This window comes from Burkholderia sp. Bp8998 (assembly GCF_003854235.1).
Classification (GTDB): domain Bacteria; phylum Pseudomonadota; class Gammaproteobacteria; order Burkholderiales; family Burkholderiaceae; genus Burkholderia.
This window is the reverse complement of the sequence record NZ_QTQF01000002.1, coordinates 299,632-320,129: the sequence shown is the minus strand read 5'-3', so window position 1 is coordinate 320,129 and position 20,498 is coordinate 299,632. Positions and strand designations below refer to the sequence as shown.

Annotated in this window: 6 protein-coding genes and 1 pseudogene; 4 read left to right on the top strand and 3 right to left on the bottom strand. The window is 69.8% G+C overall.

What is annotated here, in order from left to right; translation table 11 throughout:
• Nucleotides 1–265: 265 nt before the first annotated feature.
• From DIE06_RS04245 to DIE06_RS04235, 3 genes and pseudogenes are all read left to right on the top strand, one after another.
• Nucleotides 266–3,141 (top strand): annotated as a pseudogene (locus tag DIE06_RS04245) (xanthine dehydrogenase family protein molybdopterin-binding subunit).
• Nucleotides 3,138–3,797, top strand: a complete 660-nt coding sequence (locus tag DIE06_RS04240) for a (2Fe-2S)-binding protein (RefSeq protein ID WP_124660269.1) — start codon at nt 3,138–3,140, stop codon at nt 3,795–3,797. The pseudogene DIE06_RS04245 and the gene DIE06_RS04240 overlap by 4 nt, the downstream one beginning before the upstream one ends.
• Nucleotides 3,794–5,056, top strand: a complete 1,263-nt coding sequence (locus DIE06_RS04235) for a cytochrome c (RefSeq protein WP_124660268.1) — start codon at nt 3,794–3,796, stop codon at nt 5,054–5,056. The genes DIE06_RS04240 and DIE06_RS04235 overlap by 4 nt, the downstream gene beginning before the upstream one ends.
• Before the next feature lie 87 nt (nt 5,057–5,143).
• Here DIE06_RS04235 and DIE06_RS04230 read toward each other — a convergent pair whose 3' ends face one another.
• The 3 genes from DIE06_RS04230 to DIE06_RS04220 all read right to left on the bottom strand — a co-directional run bounded on the left by DIE06_RS04230 (nt 5,144) and on the right by DIE06_RS04220 (nt 7,580).
• Nucleotides 5,144–5,323 carry a hypothetical protein gene (locus DIE06_RS04230; protein WP_124660267.1) on the bottom strand — a complete coding sequence of 60 codons (180 nt, stop codon included), beginning with the start codon at nt 5,321–5,323 and terminating at the stop codon, nt 5,144–5,146.
• Between the two features lie 186 nt (nt 5,324–5,509).
• Nucleotides 5,510–6,001, bottom strand: a complete 492-nt coding sequence (pal, locus tag DIE06_RS04225; RefSeq protein ID WP_124660266.1) for a peptidoglycan-associated lipoprotein Pal — start codon at nt 5,999–6,001, stop codon at nt 5,510–5,512.
• A gap of 319 nt (nt 6,002–6,320) precedes the next feature.
• Nucleotides 6,321–7,580 (bottom strand): porin, encoded by a 1,260-nt coding sequence (locus tag DIE06_RS04220; RefSeq protein WP_124660265.1) that lies wholly within the window; start codon nt 7,578–7,580, stop codon nt 6,321–6,323.
• A 534-nt stretch (nt 7,581–8,114) separates the two neighbouring features.
• Here DIE06_RS04220 and DIE06_RS04215 point away from each other — a divergent pair.
• Nucleotides 8,115–20,471, top strand: coding sequence for an LWXIA domain-containing protein (locus DIE06_RS04215; RefSeq protein ID WP_124660264.1), 12,357 nt, complete (start codon nt 8,115–8,117; stop codon nt 20,469–20,471).
• The last annotated feature ends 27 nt before the right edge of the window (nt 20,472–20,498 follow it).

The window sequence follows — 20,498 nt, the reverse complement described above, 5'->3', positions numbered from 1 at the left end:
CACGGCACGCAGCGGGCTGGCCGGCGAACCGGATGCGCACGACATTACCATGAAACATCGGCCGCGCGTGCCATGCGGGGCGTCGGTGCGACACCGCGCGGTCGCGCACGTGTGCCGCCCGCCTGAATCCCTTTATAAGAAATTCAATAAGTATTTGATGCGAGAAATACTATAGGCGCTATATCCAAACAATGCCAGAATGCGCGCCGCTCCGAACGCCGCGACACCCGATCGCCGTCCGAGCCGCATCAGGAGGTTCCCCCCAATGAAGAACCACGGCCTGTCACGGCGGGGTTTTCTGAAAGCCAGCGTGCTGGCGGGCGTCGCGGTCTACGTCGCGCCCATCGGCAGCCGCGCGTTCGCGGCGCTCTTCGAAGAAAGACTCCTCACCCCCGTCAAATGGGATAGCGTCACCGGCATCCCCCCATTCCGCGTCGACGGCATCGCGAAGGTCACGGGCTCGAAAGTGTTCGCCCGTGACGTGCGCGCCGCCGACATGCCGCACTGGCCGCAGCAGCAGTCGCACGCGCTGATCCTGCGCGTCACGCAGGCCGACCGCACCTACGAAGGCTTCGACCTGTCGCTGCTCGGCGACGCGCTGAAGCCGGACCGTGTGGTCACGGCCGACGATCTCGCGCGCGACGGCGTCGCGTTCCCGGCGTTCTACGGCGACGACATGCTGTTGCCCGCCGGCAAGACGCCCGCGTATCTCGGCCATGCGGTCGCGATCCTCATCTATCACGATTTCGCGCGCTTCCGCTTCGCGAAGAACGCGCTCAAGTTCCGCGACGACGTGATCCGCTATGGCGCGGTCACGGCCCGCTGGAGCGCGATCCGTGGGGCACGTTCCGCTACGTGAGGGTGGGCGGCAAGACGGCCTACGACGACGATGTCTATTCGAGCCTGAAGGACGCGCCGATCTTCCCGAGCATGATGCGCAAGCACCTGCCGGTCTGGCCGGACGGCAACGCGCATGGCAGGCTCGACGAGCAGGGAATGTTCCTGGCCGGCCAGATCGCCGCCGAACTCGATCGTCCGTCGGCCGACTGGCTCGTGTTCGACCGCGAGTACAACACGCAGTCGGTCGATACCGCCGCGCTCGAGCCCGACAACGCGAACTGCTGGTACGACGCCGCGACGCAGTCGCTGCACCTCGTCGTGCCGACCCAGTCGCCGCTCGAAGTGGCGGAGAACGCGGCCGCGATGGTCGCGAAATGCCGCTTCCCGGTGAAGAAGCTGTTCGTGCATCCGTGCTACACGGTCGGCTACGGCTCGAAGGATCACTGCAACGTGCCGTTCTACGGACTCGTCTGCGCGCTGTACGCGGACGGCCGTCCGGTGCGATTCGCGAACGACCGCTACGAGCAGTTCCAGACGTCGCTGAAGCGTCACGCGTTCAGGATGCGTTACCGGATCGCGGTCGATCGCAACACGGGCCTCCTGCAATCGTTCAAGGGCGACTTCGAGGCGAACGGCGGCGGGCGCTCGAACTTCTCGCCGTCGGTGGCGATGGTCGGCGCGACGGCCGCGCAGTCGATCTACTACTTCCCGAAGAGCGACCTCGCGGCGGTCGCGATCGCGTCGCGCGCGATCGACGCCGGCTCGGCCCGCGGCTACGGCACGCTGCAGAGCATGGCCGCGACCGAGATGGCGGTGGACGAGATCGCCGCGCAACTGAACCTCGACCCGATCGAATTCCGCCTGCGCAACGCGCTGCGATCGGGGATGAAGAACACGCAGGGCGCGATTCCGGCCGGCGCGCTGCGCGTCGACGAAGTGCTGGAACGCGCGAGGCAGCATCCGCTGTGGACGCGGCGTGCGGCGCGCAAGGCCGAATTCGAGGCCGCGCATCCGGGCAAGCGCTATGGCGTCGGCTTCGCGTGCGTGCAGATGGACTTCGGCACGGGTGCCGAGGCATCGTTCGCGAAGGTCGAATTCGACGAGAACGGCAAGGTGTCGCTGCAACACACGGCTGCCGAGATCGGCACCGGGATGTCGACGTCGCAGGCCGTCGCGGTCGCGAAGTGGCTCGGCCGCCCGGCGACCGAGGTGCGCGTCGCGCTGACCGAATGGCCCGATCTGCCGGTCGAGACGAGTGGCGATCCGTACCTGATGTCACAGGCCGAGCAGGACCGGCTGAGCGCGAACCCGCGCTGGTCGCCGGGCTATGCGTCGCCGTCGAGCGCGACGAACTCCGCGTACTACTTCACGCACAGCACGCGCGAAGCCGCGCGCGCGGTGTTCCGCTACGGGCTGTGGCCGGCCGCGATGTCGATCTGGACGCGCGGTCTCGGCGGCGGCCAGGCCGCGCCGTACACGATCCGCATCGAGGATGCGCGCTGGGTCGACGGCAAGCTGACCGCCGACGGTCTCGAGCCGCTGACGTTCGAGCAGCTCGCGAAGCAGGCGCATGCGCTCGGCCTGCCGACCGGCGCCGTCGTGCACGTGTTCAACCGCTGGCAATGGACCGACGCCGAGTTTGACGTCGGCGGTGCAGTTGAACGTCTGCCGATCGACGGGCTGTCGCTGCGCGTCGGCGCGCCGAAGACGGGCGACGATGGCCCGATTCCCGGCACCGCCGCGCCGGCGGGTGCGACCGCGATGCACGGCACGCTGGCGCCGACCGCGAACGGCTATCGCGTGCTGGACCGCAAGCGTGTGTTCATCCCGCCGACGAGCCGCAACAACGCGGCCGTCACGTACTACACGGCGGTCGGCACGCTGGTCGAGCTGGCCGTGCACGAAGCGACCGGCAAGGTCGAGCTGCTCACGCATCACTCGATCATGGAGTGCGGCAACCAGATCTCGCCGCAGCTCGTGTCGGGCCAGCTGCAGGGCGGCCTCGCGATGGGCATCGGCCATGCGTTGCACGAGTACCTGCCGCTCTACGAGGACGGCCCCGGCAACGGCACGTGGAACTTCAACCGCTACCAGCTGCCGCGCGCGACCGACGTCGCCGTGTGGTCGCAGACGGGCGACATCCTGCCGCCGCTGTCCGAGACCGATCCGCCGAAGGGCGTCGCCGAGGTGGTGATGATTCCCGTCGTCGGCGCGATCGTGAACGGCATCGCGCACGCGATCGGCCATCGTTTCACCGATTTGCCGGTGACCCCGCAAAAGATTCAGGAGGTGCTCGCATGACGACCGCCCAAACCGCCGCGTCGGCCGCCCCGGCATCCGCACCCGCAGCATCTGCGGCGCCTGCTGCATCGGCTGCATCCTCGGCCGCCGTCGAGCGGCCGCTCGTCCGGTTCCAGCAGAAACCGCTGTCGGTGAATATCAACGGCAAGTCCGTCGGACCGATGCAGGTGCCCGAGGGGCTGATGATGATCGAGTTCCTGCACGAGTACGCGGGCCTCAGCGGTTCGCGGCTCGGCTGCGGGCAGGGCATCTGCCACGCGTGCGTCGTGATCGTCGACAAGCCGGACGGCACGAGCGAGGAAATGCGCACCTGCATCACCGGCGCGCACTTCTTCCACGGCCGTTCGATCCGCACGATCGAGGGCCACGCGAAGCGCGACGAAGCGGGCGAGGTGGTCGAGCTGTCGCCGATCCAGCAGAAGTTCCTCGAGCACTTCAGCTTTCAGTGCGGCTACTGCACGCCGGGTTTCGTCAACGCGGCGACGGTGCTGATCGAGCGGCTGAAGCGCGAGCCGGTCGCGAAGGCCGACGTCGAGCGCACGATCACCGACGCGCTGAACGCGCACATCTGCCGCTGCACGGGTTACGTCCGCTACTACGAAGCCGTGAAGGACGTGATTCTGACGACGCCGGGACTCGTGAAGGACGCCGCATGAAACGCACATTCGCCCAGCGTGCGGCGCGGGCCGCGGGCCTGCCCGCACTCGCGGCCGCCTGCGCGCTGCTGCTCGCCGCCTGCGGCGGTCACGACGCGCCGGCTTCCAGCGCGGCTTCCGGCGCGCCCGGTGCAGACCCGGTCGCGCGCGGCCGCTATCTCGTCAAGGCCGCGGACTGCGCGGCGTGCCACACCGCGAAGGACGGCGCGCCGTTCGCCGGCGGTGCGCCGCTCGAATCGCCGTTCGGCACGTTCTACGGTTCGAACATCACGCCCGACAAGGATCACGGGATCGGCAACTGGAGCGCGGACGACTTCTACGCCGCGCTGCACGACGGCAAGGCGCCGGGCAAGCGGCTGTATCCGTCGATGCCGTACACGTCGTACCGGCAGCTCACGCGCGCCGATACCGATGCGATGTATGCGTACCTGAAGACCGTGAAGCCGGTCGCGCAGGAAAACCGCGCGCACGAACTCAAGTTCCCGTACAACCTGCGCTTCGGCATGGTGTTCTGGGACATGGTGTTCCTGAAGGACAGCCTGCCCGACGCGTCGAGCGGCCAGTCCGCCGACTGGCTGCGCGGCCGCTATCTGGCGGGCGCGCTCGGGCACTGCGCGGAATGCCACACGCCGCGCGCGTTCACGGGCCGGCTCGACGGCGCGAAGCCGTTCGCGGGCGCGGCGCTCGGCCGCGTGGCCGCGCCGGACATCACGCCGGCCGGACTCGCCGCGCGCGGCTGGACGGGCACCGACCTGCAGACGCTCTTCGGCGTCGGCATCGCGCCGCAAGGCTCGGCGTTCGGCGAAATGTATCCGGTCGTGCACCTGAGCACGCAGGTCATGACGAAGGACGACCTGCGCGCGCTGTCCGTGTACCTGCTTGGCGATACGCCGCCGGCACCGCGGCCGGTGAAGCCGGTGCCGGCCGACGCCGCGCAGCTCGCGGCCGGCCGCTCGGTGTATCTCGCGGTGTGCGCGGGCTGTCACGGTTTCAACGGCGAAGGCAAGCCGCACGTGGCGGTGCCGATGAACGGCAATTCGACGCTGCGTCAGGGCGACGCGCGCAACCTGCTGGTCGCGATGCTCGACGGCACCGACGAGCAGAAGTTTGCCGGCTTCGAGAACCTGCAGCCGATGCCGGGTTTCGCGCGCACGCTGAGCGACGACGAACTCGCGCAGCTCGCGAACTACCTGCGCGCGACGTGGGGCGGCCAGCCCGCGAGCGTCACGCCCGCTGACGTGAAGGCCATGCGTCAATAAGCGGCAGGGCGGGGCGTCGCGCGCGGTGCAGCCGGTTTCCGGTTGCGTTCGCGCGCGACGCCTCGCCCGATCCCGAGAAGCGGCGCTTCAGTAGCCGCCGCCGCCACCCCCTCCGCCGCCACCACTACCCCCTCCGCTGCCGCCTGCGCCGCCGTAGCGGCTCATGCCGGACCCGTGCGACATACCGCCGTCCGACGACGTACATCCCGCCGATAGCACCAGCATCAGCGCCGCGACCAGCGCCGCGGCCAATCTTGCCGATCTCATTTCACTCTCCTTGGGCCGCGCAGGCCGCGCGGCAGGGCGGTTCGCGTGAACCGCCGACCGCGCGATGACGAAACGTTTCCGGCAGGCGGTTTATTCCATGCCTTTTGCGAATCGGCGCATGGCGACACGAATCGGCGCGCGTCGCCCTCGGGGGCCGGATCGGTTGCCTGGTGCGGCGGCGTTCGATCAACGATAGACGAGATCGGCGCGGCGGTTCTGCGCCCATGAATCCTCGTCGTGGCCGAGCGCGACCGGCTTTTCCTTGCCGAGGCTGACCGCTTCGAGTTGCGTGGCCTGCACGCCCAGCGTTTCGAGCGCGCTCATCACGGCTTGCGACCGGCGTTGGCCGAGCGCGAGGTTGTATTCGGACGTTCCACGTTCGTCGGTGTTGCCCTGGATCAGCACGCGGCGCGACGGATGGTTGCGCAGGTAGTCGGCGTGCGCCTGCAGCAGCGTCTGGTATTCCGGCTTCACGGAGTACTGGTCGAAATCGAAGTAGACGCTGCGCTTCGCGAGCGGGCTGTTCGGATTGTCGAGATCGTCGGCCGCCACCGTCGCGACCGCCTCGCTCGACGGCGCCGGCGCCATCCCGGCATTCTCGGGCGTTTTCGCCGCGTGGTGGCAACCCGCCAGCAACGCGAAGGCTGCGATGACCGCCAATCGGTTCGTTTTGCTCATCGTGCGTCTCCTGCGGTTGACTGCATGGAAAGCGTGGTGCGCGCGATCTGCCGCGTCACGCATGCGGCGAGACGGCACGAACGTGCCGGCTTCCGTGCGCGATGCGCTTTCGTAAGCCGGCGATGTGCCATATGAAAGATTGTCCTGGCCGCAACGCCGACACGCGGCGCCGCAGCAACCAGATTAGGAAAAATGTCACAGCGTGACCAGTTTCTCCGTCTTTTTTGCGTGGAAACGACGCACGGCGCATTGTTGCTTGCGCGAACGCCACGGCATGTGCCGCGCATGCATGATGCGCCATGCCGGCGCGGGCGCGTCGTCAGAACTTGTGCCGCAACCCGAGCGCGACCACCACCTGGTTGCTGTTGGCCGAAGGCGTCATCGTCCAGACGGTCGCGTTGAACGCGGGATTGCCGTTGCCGCCGCTCACGCTTTGATAGACGGCTTCGAGATACGCGTCCGTGCGTTTCGAGAACGCGTAGTCGGCCTGCGTGACCACGTGGTTCCATTTCGGGCGCGTCTGGCCCGTGCGCGTGTCGAAACGACCCATCGTGTACGTATACGCGGCGGCCAGGCTGAACGCCGGCGTGACGAAGTAGCGGCCGTCGACCGTGAAGTTGTCGAAGACGAGCGATTCTCCTTTCAGCGGCGTGATGCCGCTGCCCTGGAGCACGCCGCTCACGCCGTCGGTGGCCGAGTGCGACCACGCGGCGCCGACGGAATGCGGGCCGAACGCATAGCGGCCGGCCAAGGCCCAGATCTGCTGGTTGCCGCCCGTGATCGTCGCCGAGCCGTCGACGGTGCTCAGCGCGCCGTCCGGGTTCGGCGCGTTGCGGTCGCGGCTGATCTTCAGGTAACCGGCGCCGAGCTTCAGCGGTCCGTTCGCGTACCCGAGCCCCGCGCTCCACACGGCGTTGTTCGAGAACGCGCCGGCCGTGTTCGAGAATCCGTACAGCGCGCCGAACGTCAGTCCGCGATAGGTCGGGCTCGTGTACTTCGCCGCGTGGTTGATGCGCAGGTTGCGGTTCGAATCGTCGTTGTCATACGGATGCACCGCGAGGTTGCCGCCCCAGCCGGGGCCCGACGCGCCGAGCGGCGTCACGAAATCGAGGATCAGGTCGTACTGGCGACCGAACGTGAGCGTGCCGGCCGTCCGCGAGCTCACGCCGATCCACGCCTGGCGGCCGAACATGTCGACGCCTTTCTGCGACAGCTTGCCGGTCGTGCCCGAGAAGCCGTTCTCGAGCGTGAAGACCGCCGCCATCCCGCCGCCGAGATCCTCGCGGCCGCGCAGCCCCCAGCGCGATGCGTTCAACGCGCCGCTCGTCAGCGCGACGCCGCCGCTGCCCGGCGAACCGGCGCCTTGCGTACGCTGGTTGGTCGAGTAGGTGATCGATGTGTCGATCAGGCCGTACAGCGTCACGCTGCTCTGCGCTCGCGCGACGCACGGAATCAGGAAGCCGGCCACGCAGGCGGCAATCACGGGCCCCGGGAGCGCGCCGCTACGACGGTCGCGGCGGACGGCACGCGGCGCGGCAACGCGCGCGCCGGCGGGTCGGCTGTTTTTGCAGGAATACATAGGATTTCTTATCGTTGGTCTCCGGCCCGATCGCCGGGGGGCGCGTCGGCGCGCCGGCCGACGGATCGAGCCGCCATTATTGGAGATCGTTCGACCGTCGATTAAGGCGCTGCACAGGAAAGGTGCTCTGCGAAATCGCGTGGAATCGCGTCATCGCGCCGCGGCCGGGTTGCGGCGCATGCACGGGACCAATGCACAGTCGCGGGTGCGCGCTAGCGGCGGGCAAGCGGCAGGGCTGCGTCGGCTCCGCCGCGCCGATGCAAGGTCGCATGTCGCCGGGTGGCGGCAGCAGGTATTTATGACCCGGCGCGCGATCACCAGCAAAATTTGCCGGCGGAAGCGGCAAGGGCCGAATCGTCGCGTCGGGGGCATTGCGTTCGTAGCGTGCGTCTTCCCGCGCCGCCGCAACCGGGGCTGCGACTACGTAATACGCGACTTTTTCACGCGCGCCCGTTCGGCACAATGGACCATTGCGCGTGGCCCGCCTGCCGCTCCGCTGTGCCGGCACGTCACGCATGCCGCAGGAGAACGGACATGGTGTTGATGGCTGTGGGCGGGGGCGGACCGGTGAACGTGCCGCAGCCGCAGGATGACAACGATCCGGCACCGAAGAACGGGGCAGGCAGCACCCCGCCGGCGCAGACGCCGGAACAGCAGGCGCTCGCGGCTGCGCAGGCCGAGACGCAGCGCCTGCTGCAGCTCGCGCAGGCCGAGATGGCGACGCTCAAGCGCCTGCACGACCAGGGCGCGTCGCAGGCCGATCTCGACAACCAGGTGAAGAAGGCCGAAGCGGCATGGGGTTCGGTGCAGGCGGCCGTCGAGAACCAGATGCGCGTCGCGGCCGACGGCGGCGGCGATACGAACAAGGCGATCGCGGGCGTGGCCTCGGATCTGCGCAATGCATCGCCGAACGATCCGGTGCTCGGCTCGGTGCTCGACGATGCGCAAAAGGCGGTGTCGGCCGAGTCGGCGCCCGAGCGGGCGACCAGCGTGAAGGCGTTCCAGTTCGCGATGGCGATGCAGAAGGACCAGGCCGCGAACGCCGACGTGCAGCAGTACAACGCGTTGCCGGGCGGCGTCCGGCGTGCCGATCCCGAGGTCGGCGCGCAACTGCGCGACGCGGCCAGCACGGCGGACACGAATGCCAACAACGCGTACACGGCGCTCACCACCGCGTTGCGCCACGAATACAGCACGTCGGCCGCGACGCTGCGCCTGAACGACGCGAAGGCCGACTACGCGGCGTGGCAGAAGGAGCCGGGCGGCCTGCGCCGCGCCGACGAGGCCGACATCACGCAGGAACTTTCGCAGGCGCAGAGCCAGTACGACAAGGTCGTGACGGGCGGCGACGACACCGCGCTGACCTACGTGACGGCTGACGAGCAGAAGCAGGTCGTCGCGTCGGTGAAGCAGAATCACGACGGCATGTGGTACACCGGCCTCGTCGACGCGCTGGGCGAGGAAAGCCAGCTCAAGCGCACGATCGCGACGATCAACCCCGACGATCCGTCGCTGTCGCCGCAGATGAAGCAGCTCGCGCAGTCCGACCCGGTCACGTTCGCGCTGCTGCAGGACACCGGCGTGACCGTCGATCCGAACGATCCGAACCTGTCGTCGCAGGAGAAGGCGCTCGCGCAGCAGAATCCGCTCGCGGAAGCGTTCGTCAAGATGACGGGCATCCCGGTGAGCACGAACGGCCTGAGCGACACGGACGCGAAGGCGCTGAACGCGCAGATCGACCAGGCCGGCGGCGTGTTCGCGTATGCGATGGCGAAGGCACAGGCGGACAAGAACAATCCCGGTTATCAGAAGATCCAGACGCTGCTCGCGGCGGCGCCCGACGTGCGGCTGCAGTACACGAAGCAACAGGTCGCGCAGCTGATGCAGGACCCGGGCAGCAATCCGGGCGCGGCGCTGCAGGTACTGAAGACCAACATGAACGCGTCGTTCTCGCTGGACGAGCGCCAGGCGCTGTGGACGCAGGCCGGCCAGCCGCATTTCGACGCGAAGTTCATCCATTCGCAGATCGATCCGCTGATGCAGAAGCCCGATTCGCAGGCGACGGATCAGGCCAGCATGCAGGCGCGTTCCGATGGCCGGATGAATGCCGACAAGGCCGGCAAGTGGATGCAGGAGATTCTCGCGAATGCCCCGCCCGAGTTCGCGGGCGTCGTGCTCGATACCGTCGAGAAGGATTTCGGCAACAAGTGGACGCAGTCGAACACGGGCACACCGCAGCCCTATGGCGACGGCATCGAGTTCTACAAGGGCCTCAGCACGGCGGTCGGCCTTGCCGACCAGCAGCCGACCGCGAGCGGCGTGCCCGTGCAGCGCGAGGACGACGTCGCGAACTGGCTGCTCGACGACAAGGGCAATGCGAAGACGCTCATCTACACGCTGCGCGGCAGCGACGCCGGCTACGGGTTCGACAGCGTGCGCCAGGCGCTGTCGTCGGGCGTCGATCCGGCGTTGTCGAAGGCGCTGCTGTCGAAGATGCAGAACGACGACCGGTTCCGCGCGGGCTTCGCGAACGACTTCCAGCTGCGTTACGACCAGGGCACGCAGAGTGCGCGGAACAAGCAGAACAAGGACGCCGCCAGCACCAGCTACAAGGCGTTCCAGGCCGATCCGGACAAGCAGCTGAAGGCGTATTTCGACGACTTCCAGAAGAACTTCGACGACAAGTCCTATACGTTCACCACCGGCTCCGATCAGATGACGAACTTCGTCGGCGCGGGGCTCGGGATCCAGCCGGACGACCCGGGCGCGATCCCGACCGACCGGAACGACGTGCCGTCGATGGCGATGCTCGAGCAGTTGATCGTCAGCAACGGGCAGTTGCAGGGGGGTACCGCGGTAGGCACGGCGGTCAACAGCCAGTCGCTGTACGCGAAGAATTCTGCCGCGACGCAGATGATCCAGGCCGTCGTCGACCAGATCCGCAAGGTCGGCGGCGACCACGCGGTCGTGTCGCTGGTGCCGATCTACTACGTGTCGAAGGGGACCGGTACCGCGCCGAGCGTGCTGTTCAAGGTGCAGGTCGCGAACCATCCGGACCAGTACAAGCTGATCGACGACCGCGGCTGGAAGTACGACACGGTCGACGACTACCAGCACAACAATGCGCTGTCCGACGACGGCCAGCTGTACGTGCCGAAGAGCCTGACGAACGGTTCCGCGACCGGCGGTTTCTCGCAGTACGAATCGATCGACGCACACAAGACGGAGTGGTACCAGCACGCCGAACACTACCTCGAGATCGGCACGGGGATTCTCGCCGCGGCCGGCGGTGTCGTGCTGGTCGCGAGCGGGATCGGCGCGCCGGTCGGCGGCCTGATGCTCGGTGCTGCGTGGACCGCCGTCGGCGCCGGGATGGCGGTCGGCGTGCCGGCCGCCATCGGCGACCTGAACAATCTGAGCGATCACGGGCAGTCGATCGGCTTCGGCAATGCGCAGGCGCGCGGCGACTGGATCAGCCTGATCGGCAGCGGCGCGGGCATCGCGGGCGGCGGGCTGGGCGTCGCGGCGAAGTCGCTCGCGGAGGCTTCGTCGCTGCTGCGCACGACGGGGCAGGTCTCGGACATGATTACGCTGGCATCGCGCGGCGAGGGTGTGACGGCCGACGTCGCCGGGCTGGGCCGTTTCGCGCAGGAAGCCGACGCGTTCCAGTCGGTCGCGCAGACGACTGGCCGCGCGGCCGGCGTGTTCAATGTCTCGGGCGGCCTGATCGGCGGCTACCAGATGGTCGACCAGGGCGCGTCGCTCGTGAAGAACTGGGACGCGATGTCCGATTCCGATCGCGCGCAGCAGCTGCTGAACCTCGGGATCGGCGTCGCGCAGATGGGCCTCGGTTCCCACACGCTGATGGAACGGCCGATCCGCGCGATCACGAAGACGCCCGCGCCGCCGTCGATGCCGAGGCCGATCACGATCGACGTGGCGAACACGCTGCTCGGCAACGGGCTGGCGAACCAGCGTCTCGCGGTCGGCGAGATCGGCAATCCCTGGCAGCATGCCGAGGAACAGGCGGCCAGTTTCGGCGAACCCGCCGACGGCGGCGCGCCGGTGTCGCCGGCGGAAGGCGGGCTGCGGGCGCGATTCACCGCGTGGCTGCGGGCACGCCGCACGCAGGGCACGCCGGACGACGCGATCCTGCTGCGGCTCGCGCCCGACGCCGAAGGGATCGACGGCGAAGTGACGCCGGCGATTGCCGATGCGTTGGCGGGCGAACACGCGACACCGGCCAAGGCCGGCACGCCGGCAACGTCGGGACGCCCCGCGTCGTGGAGCATTCCCGCGCATGTCGCGGCCGACCCGGACATCCTGGGCGGCGTGGTCGGATCGATTCTCGAGAGCGGCAACCGCCTCGAGGACGTCGAATACTACGTGTACTCGCTCGAGGACGGCGAAGGGAACGTGCGCAATCCCGACGAGGACGGACTGCCCTCGACCGAACGCGGCAACCTGCCGGACGACATCCGGGCGGCGAACGCGGATGCGCGGCGCGCGGCTGCCGGGGGCGATCCGGCGAAGCTGGCGGCCGCCGCGTCCGACGAGGACGGCACGATCGGCGTCACGCGTTACGCGTCGTACCACGACGCGATGATGGTCGCCCGCGGCGGCGTGGCGGCGGGCCGCTACCAGGTCGCGCTGGTCGACCATGGCGCGATCGCCGCGGACGGCACGGTGCCGCCCGAAGCGGTGGTCGCTCGCGTCGGGCTCAGCGACGCCCGCGACGCGCTGACGCTGTCGATCAACGATACCTACGATCGCACGCTGCGCGTGCTGTACCCGCGCGGGTTCGATCCCGCGAAACCGCTGATCCGCGCCGAGAATGGCCGGCGTGTCGACGTGATCAACGCGCCGCTCGGCATGAGCGAAACGCAATGGGGCGCGTATCCGCGCCGCGAAGCCGACCTCGCGATCTATTCGAACCATCCGGACCAGCCCGAAAACCGGCTGCCGGCGGGCGAGCGGCCGCTGATGCCGGTGCCGCCCGGCTACTTCGCCGTGTACGCGCATGCGTGGTCCGACGCGTTCGCGAGCGCGACCGGCAAGCCGATGAGCGCCGAGGACCTGGCCGAGATGGTGCGCCAGAGCGGCTGGGACGGCCAATCGCCGGTCATCCTCTATGCGTGCGGCGCGGGCACGCGGGTGAGTCCGCTCGCGCAACTGCTCGCGAACGTGCTCGGCGTGGACGTGTACGGCGCAAGCGGCTTCGTCGCGTGGCGTTCGCCGCGCTATCGCAGCGACGGCAGCCCGGACTCCGGCTATACGACCGGCATCGTGGTGGAGCCGGGCGCCCCGAGTCTCGCCGGGAAGCCGGACCATTCGGTGCAGCATGCGCCGCGCACCTATCGTTTCTCGCCGGCGCTGGCGGTCATCGACCAGGGCGCGCACGCGGTCGACTGGAGCACGGTGGCGCCGCGTCCGGTGTCGAATCGCTGGGGCGGCCGCGGTTCGTCGCCGGACGTGCGCGTGCCGCTCGGTGTCTACGTGTGGCGCGTGCTGACGAATCGCGGCGGCGCGGTCATCAATCCGCGCAGCGGCCGCTCGGCGAGCGCGCTCGAGATGACGCACGCGCTGGAGGAACTGGCGTGGAAAGGCTATACGCCGGGTACGCCGATCGCGCTGGAGGGGCCGCGCAGCGGCGCCGATCCCGAGTTGCTGCAGGAGTTCGCGGACCTGATCCAGGCGCCGGTATTCGGCCGGCTGGGCGACGACGACGCGGCCGGATGGCAGCGTGCGATCCCCAATCCGAACCGCCGGCTCGCGCGTTTCGAGATCGAACCGGACGTGAACGGCAAGTTTTCGCCGGGCGGCGCGCAGCCGGTTCGCATCAATCCGCTGGAATTGCGGCCGATGCCGGGCTCGAACGTCGTGAACCTGCTGGGCCATGCGACCGCGCGGCAGTTCCTGAAGGTGTCCGGCTTCGACATCGCCGAATCGCACGGCACGAAGCCGCGCGACGTGAGCCTGGATAGCGCGGCCGCGGTCACCGAAGGCGGCACGATTTCGCCGCGGCAATTCGCGCGCAAGCTGCTCGACGATCGGGCCTATACGGAAGGCAACGGCGTGCTGCTGACCGGATGCTATCTCGGCGCGGGCGGCTATTCGTTCGCCCAGGAGCTTGCGTACGAACTGCAGGTGCCCGTGATCGCGTCGATCACGTCCAACTCGGTGCGCGGCACGGGTGCGCTGGAACTGTATCCGATCGACGACGACATCGTCGTGCCGGCGCACGATCCCGACGTCGCGACGCGGCTCTATCTGCACCTGCCCGAGGCGCCCGATGCCAGCGACCCGCCGATGGTGTTCGCGCAGCGGGGCGAGCCCGTGGCGCACACGCGCTCGCCTGGCGATGCGCCGGTCGAACCGGTGCACCCGATCGAAGCGCGGATCGATCCGGACGCGGATAGCGGCCGGCGCGGCGCGGACCCCGCGCAGCCCCGGCCGCAGCCGCATCCGCGCCTCGCGGCCGAGCCGGACGCGGGCGAGCCGCCCGTCTACGTGCCGGTTCCGGTCGTCGACGTCGAGCCGGGGCGGATCTTCACGGCGGACGAGTGGGCCGCGCGCACCGAGCAGGCTGCCGAGGCCGAAGCCGACGACGGCCTGTCGGGAATTCCGCAGAAGACGTACCGGAAGAACAGTCGCGTCTATACGGACCGCACGATCGCCAACGACGGCGTGATGACGACGACGATCCACGGCGACTCGGTGCTGCAACAGGGTTTCGACGACGTGACGGGTGTCGACGCAACGCAGCATCCCGAATTCCTGCGTCCGGCCGACACGCTGCTGATGCCGGCCGGCGATCCGCTGCATCCGATCGGCGCGCGCGGGCTGATGTCGCCGCCGGGCCATCACGTCGTGTTCGGACACGGCATGTCGGCCGATGCGATGCTCGGCCCGGAAGGCCGGCCGGTGACGCCGAACGAGGTGGCCGAGCGTGTCGCGCCGCACCTCGAACCGGGGCAGGACGTGACGCTGTATTCCTGTTTCAGCGGGTCGGACAAGCACGACCCGTTGCGCGTCGCGCCGGGCCAGGTGCGGGCCGCGAGCGGGACGTTCGCGGCGGCGCTCGCGCAGCGCCTGTCCGAGCTCACCGGGCGGCCGACGTCGGTCTGGGCGCCGCAGGACATCCTGCTCGTCAAGCCGGACGGCTCGGCCACCGTGCGCGGGACGCGCCGGACCGGCGAGGTCGAGACCGATCGCCTGCCGATGCAGCGCTTCGTTGGCGATCCCGCGCGTGCGGGCCGTCCGGCACTGCCCGCCGGGCCGCATGCGGAACCTGCGCCGACCGCCGCGCGCACGGCGGCGCGGCCGCCGGCCGATCGGCCGGCGCGTCCGACGGTGCCGCGCGTACCCGATCCGACGTTCGCCGATCCCGGCTACGACTTCACGCCGATTCCGGACGACACGTTCGAATCGGTCACGCTCGACCATCCGTTCCGCACCGCGCTGGCCGACCGGCCGGGCGTGATCGGCGATGCCGCGCGCGTGACGCAGGCAGGTGGCACCGTGAGCCTGCACTGGCCGAGCGAGTTGCTCGACCGGCCCGCGCCGACCGGCGTGATCGACGCTGTGATGCAGGCGTTCGATACGGCCGGCCTGACGAACCTGCGCGTCGAATTCGTGATGCAGGACGGCAGCATCGTGCTCGGCAGCGGCACCGATCTGGGCGCGCTGGATCCCGAGGCGGGCTGGTTCCGGTTCAGCGGCACGGTGCCGGACGCCGCGGCATCGGCAGCGCACGCGACGGCCCGCACGGCCGCCGAAGCGCCGCTCGCGTTGCCGCCAGGCGTGCGGACGATCGCGCACGACGATCTCGGGCAGGCGCTCGATGCGGCGCATGCCGGGCCGCGCAATCATGCGTACGTGCCGGCTGATGCGTTGCCCGACGACGCCGCGTTCGCGCACGGCGACCTGACGCCGGCGGAACGCGTCGCGGCCAGCGCCACCGCGAACCAGGCCGCGGTCGAGGCCGCCGCACCGGCCGACGTCGTGCTGCTGTCGGCGCTCGGCCACGATCCGGCGCGCGCGCTGCGCATCACCACGCCCGACGGCGGCACGCTGTTCAAGCCGGCCGGCGTCGACATGTACGTCGTGCGCACCCGCGACGCCGCGACCGGCGACGTGTCGTACCGGCTCGTCGGCATCGATCGCTCCGGCTTGCCGGAAGGCTATGCGGCCGTGCATGCCGGCGGCGCGCGCGCGCTCGGCGCGGTCGACGGCAGCCCGACCTGGCCGATGCTCGGCCACGCGGGGCCGGCCGGCCGTCTGGCGAGCACGGCCGGCGACCCGGCAGGCAACCCGTCCGGCGCGGCAACGCCGGCTACCGTTTCCGGTCACGCAGCGGCGCCTGCCGCGCCCCAGGGTGCCGCGGCGGTCGAGACCGAAAATCAGGCGCGCGCCGCGGCCTGGCTCGACACGCTCGGCCGACGCACGCTCACGCGTGTCGACGGCCGGCATGCGCCCACGCTGGACGGGCTGGCCCGGCAGCTGGGCCCCAACGCGCACGTGCTGATCACCGCGCATCACGAGCCGCCTGGCGCCGCCGCGACCTACACACCGCCGCCCTTCGTCGCGGTTCTGGAAACCGATGCGAACGGCGCGCTCGGCCCGGTGCGGATGCTGAACGGCGCGCGTGTGCCGCATGCGCTGACCAAGGCGCTGGAGAACGCCAACAGCGGCGGCCGACGCGCACGCGGCAAGTTCGATTTCCATGTGTCGCCGGTCGCGCACGACGAGCTGGTGGCGTTCGGCGGCCCGTCGAAGATCGAGACGCCGGACGGCAAGACGTCGTGGGACGTGACGACGTCGGGCCAGGCGATCGAGACGACGCTCGCCGGCGACGTGTCGAAGCTGCAGGACGCGCCGGTCTTCAAGCGGCCGCGCCAGGCCGTGCGCGCGGTCTCCGGCGAGCAGCGCTGGATTCACGTGGTCGACGACGAGACGGGCAAGGTGCTCGGCTACGCGCAACGCAACACGAACCACGAATGGAAATACGTCGAGAAGGCGTCGCTCGGCGATACGGAAATTCCCGAGCAGGATCTGCGCACGGTATTCCGGCGGCGCCGCCGCGGCGGCATTCCGGTCGGGCGGTCGCCGCGCCGCGGGATTCGCTTCGTCGTCAGCGACGTGACGCCCGCCACCGTCGAGCGCATCGGCGGGTTCCGGCCGGCGAAGGCGGCCCCGGCCGTCGAGAAGAAACCGGTCCGCTCCGCCGGCGACCTGTTCCAGTCGATCGTGCCGGTGCGCCGTCCGCTGACGCGCGCGGAGCAGGGCGATGACGCGAACGCCGCGCCGCTGGCGCCGGTCGATCCGCATCTGTTGCCGTCGGACAAGTCCGCGCTCAACGCGGTCGACTTCAGCGGCAACAGCGTGTCGCACCTGCTGACCGCGATCCGCAACGGCGCGCTGGACGGCGGCCGCCATGTGATCTACGTGTTCAGGACCGACGGCGCGATCGCCGAGGCGGTTGGCGATCCCGTCGGCCTGATCGCCGAGCGCGACGGCGAGATGCGCTGGTTCGACAAGATCCCGCAGGCCAACGACAAGAACCACCCGGGCGTGCCGCTCGACGCCATGCCGATCGGCAACGACCGCTTCGGCACCGACGTGCATTTCCTGCTCACGCAACTGTCGCCGCGCGATTTCCTGAACAGCGCGCGGCCGACGCGCGTCGCCGCGCTCCAGGCGCGTGCGAAGGCGCTGCACGATCAATGGAAGGATGCGGAAGCGCGCGGCCTGCACTCGGCGCCGTTCCGCGCGCTCGCGGCCCGGACGCGGCACGGCTACAACGAGGTGCTCGCGGACTTGCGGCGCCTGGGGACCAAGGGTACCGCGCCCGAGCCGCTGTCGATCGAACCGTACCAGCCGGGGCTGTCGTCGGCGACCTCCGTCGAGTTCAGCCTGCGCAACGGCGCGGCGAAACCCGAGCAGTATTTCGCGACGCACCAGCAGATCGAGGCGTACAACAAGCAGGCGCAACGGCCGGGCGACGTGAACCTCGTGCTGAAGGGCGAGCCGCAGGCCGTGATGGTCGACGTGGGCATGTGGCGCACGCTGCTCAACAAGCTGTACGTCGCGCGCGACGTGTCCACCTCGGCGTCGCGGTTCCTGCCGGTGCCGGGCAAGCTGCGGGCGCGCACGCGCAACCTGGGCGCGGCGACCGTCGCCGACAAGCGGATCCGGCAGATCTTCACGCGCTCGAGCGACGCGTTGCAGGATCGCATGGTGCCGATGGCGCGTTCGTTCTCGCTGAGCGACGATCCCGCGTTGATGGGCGCGCTCGTCGAGCGGTACGGCGGCGTGATGCCGGTCGTCACGCTCGTGATCGATCCGCATTCGCTCGCGGCGGTGCTCGGCAAGGCGCACGATCCGGATTTCCTGCGCGCGGTGCGGGCGCTCGGCGACCAGAAGCACGCCGTGTTCGACGGCGAGAACGGGATGATCCATCCGGCGCCGGACTCCGACGGCACGGCGCTCGCGCTCGACGATCTCGCGCATCTGCATCGGTGGCTCGACGAGGCCGCGCGCACGGGCTTCGCGATCCGGCTCGAGACCGCACCGTCGCGCGCGCTCGTGTCCGGTACCGACTACCGGTTCCAGTCGGGCACCAACGACACGTATCACGACTACGTGCGTGTGATGACCGCGCTCGAACGCTGGTCGAACGCGCATCCCGGCACGAAGGCGCCGAACGTGATGGTCACGTTCCACGGCTGGGATGCGGTGCCGGAATCGGTGCCGGGCGGCGGGCACGAGAAGCTGCTGCGCGCCGTGCTCGAGCGCAAGGGGCTCGAATGGGTGCACATGGGGCTGTCGTACGGCACGCACGGCGCGGACTTCATCGGCAACCAGGATCTCACCGGCGCGCTCGCGAAGCTGATCGTCGAGAACCGCAACCGGCCCGAGATCATCAACCGCCTGCACGGCGCCGATGCGTTGACGCGCGTGTTCGAGCGCGTCGACCGGCAGACGCTGGCGAACCAGCATCAGCTGCTGTTCGCGGAAGTCGAGCGGCTGGGTGCCGCCGACGGGATGACGCCCGCCGACATCGCCGCGCTGCGCCAGAAGATCTACGAAGGCAACACGACCGTCTGGCTGAACCAGGCGCGCAAGGCGACGATCGAGCATGCGACGCCGCTGTGGGACGCCGACGGCAACCCGCCGCGCACCGGGACGGACGAGGGCGCGCGCACGTTCGGCGGACGCTGGCTGGCCGATTACGGTAGCAGCGTGCCCGACCGGGTGACCACCGGCCAGCGGCCGGCCGCCGCCGACCCGCTCGACCACTGGCGCGCGGTCGTGCACGATCCGGCGCTGCTGAACGACGGCACCAAGCCGATCGGCGCGAGCCGCCGGGAAGCCGCCCAGCTCGCGCAGGTCGACATTCCCGATGCGAAGCGCGCGCAGGCGGAACTGCATGCGCTGCGGGTGCACGACGAGCCGATCGGCGAGAACACGCCACCGCCGTCGCCCAGGCGGATCGCCGGCGACATCGCGGCGGCCACCGTGACCGGCGGCGCCGGCGCGGGCGTGCTCGTCGCGGTTGGCCGGGAGTCGGTGCGCACCGCGACGAACTCGCTGTACGCGGGCCTGCGGGTCGGGCGCGTGTTCCAGGCGCTGCATCACGGCGCGGTCGCGAGCCTGAAGAACGGCGATCCGCGCGTGTTCGACCGCGTCGTCGACCGGCTCGTGCGCGGGCTGCAGGCACAGCTCAAGGCGAACGGTTTCGACGTGACCGCACGCGGCACGCAGCTCGAGCAGATCGCGCACGAAGGCAAGGCGATGGCTGCACAGCTGCGCGCGCTGAACGACGGCGGGATGCTGTCGTTCGACGATACCGTCGCGCATACGAAGGCGATCGCCGCCGACATGCTCGCGCAGATGCAGGGCGTGGTCGGCGGGACGTCGCTGAAGCTGCTGCACCACGGCAGCCCGCGCCATTCGGTCGGCCGCGTCGGCCGCGTGCTGGCGCTGGGCGGCTACGGCGGCTCGATCACGATGAATGCGTTCCGGGCGATCACGCACGGCGACTGGCTGGCCGGCGGACAGGCGATCGGCGGCGCGTTCAGCGCGGTGTACACCGGCATCGTCTACAAGGGCAGCCTGCGCGGCGTCAACGCCGAGAACCGCAGTCAACTCGCCCGGATCGCGAGCGCGACCGGCGACTACCTGACCTCGGCGGTCGGCATCGCAACCGGCGTCCATACCGCGCTGACGGTGGATCCGGTGACGGGCACGCTGACCGCGATGTCCGGCGCGCTGCTCGGCGCCGGTCGCCTGCATTCGCATTTCCCGAACGCGACGCCGTGGATGGAGCGCTTGCCGACCGGCATCGCGCTGGCGCCGGTGGCGATCTTCGGGATCATGCAGGGGATCAGCCTGTACACGTCGGCGACCGCGTCGGACGATCAGCACAAGCCGCCGGGGTCGTCGCCGAAACCGTCGGGTTCGAATGCCGGCACGCCGGCGCCCGGCGCATCGTTCGCGCCGTCGCCCGGCGCGACGACGACGCTGGCCCAACCGAATGCGTCTGCAACGCCGTCGCCGTCCGCATCCGCGCCGGCGAGCACGCAGCCGTCCGGTACGCCATCGCAACCGGCGCAGCCTTCGACAGGCTCGCCGAGCCCCACGCCTACGCCCACGCCCACGCCCACGCCGCTCACGGTGACCGTGGCGGCCGGCGATTCGTTGTGGACGATCGCGCAAAGTCACGAAGGATCGTTGCTTGCCGCCGCGCACGTGCCGGCCGACGAACAGCAGCGGATGCCGGACGGTCAGCGGATCAACGTCGCGCTCAACGAGATCCTGCAGCTCAACCGGAACCTCGCGAGCCATCCGGGCGAGATCGATCCGGGGCAGCAGGTCGTCGTCGGGTGAATTCCGTGCGGCGAAGGCTGACCCGCG

Bases quoted from the DNA above. Each gene is read 5' to 3' on its own strand.
- DIE06_RS04240 (WP_124660269.1), top strand. From the start codon at position 3,138: ATGACGACCGCCCAAACCGCCGCGTCGGCCGCCCCGGCATCCGCACCC.
- DIE06_RS04235 (WP_124660268.1), top strand. From the start codon at position 3,794: ATGAAACGCACATTCGCCCAGCGTGCGGCGCGGGCCGCGGGCCTGCCC.
- DIE06_RS04230 (WP_124660267.1), bottom strand. From the start codon at position 5,323: ATGAGATCGGCAAGATTGGCCGCGGCGCTGGTCGCGGCGCTGATGCTG.
- pal (WP_124660266.1), bottom strand. From the start codon at position 6,001: ATGAGCAAAACGAACCGATTGGCGGTCATCGCAGCCTTCGCGTTGCTG.
- DIE06_RS04220 (WP_124660265.1), bottom strand. From the start codon at position 7,580: ATGTATTCCTGCAAAAACAGCCGACCCGCCGGCGCGCGCGTTGCCGCG.
- DIE06_RS04215 (WP_124660264.1), top strand. From the start codon at position 8,115: ATGGTGTTGATGGCTGTGGGCGGGGGCGGACCGGTGAACGTGCCGCAG.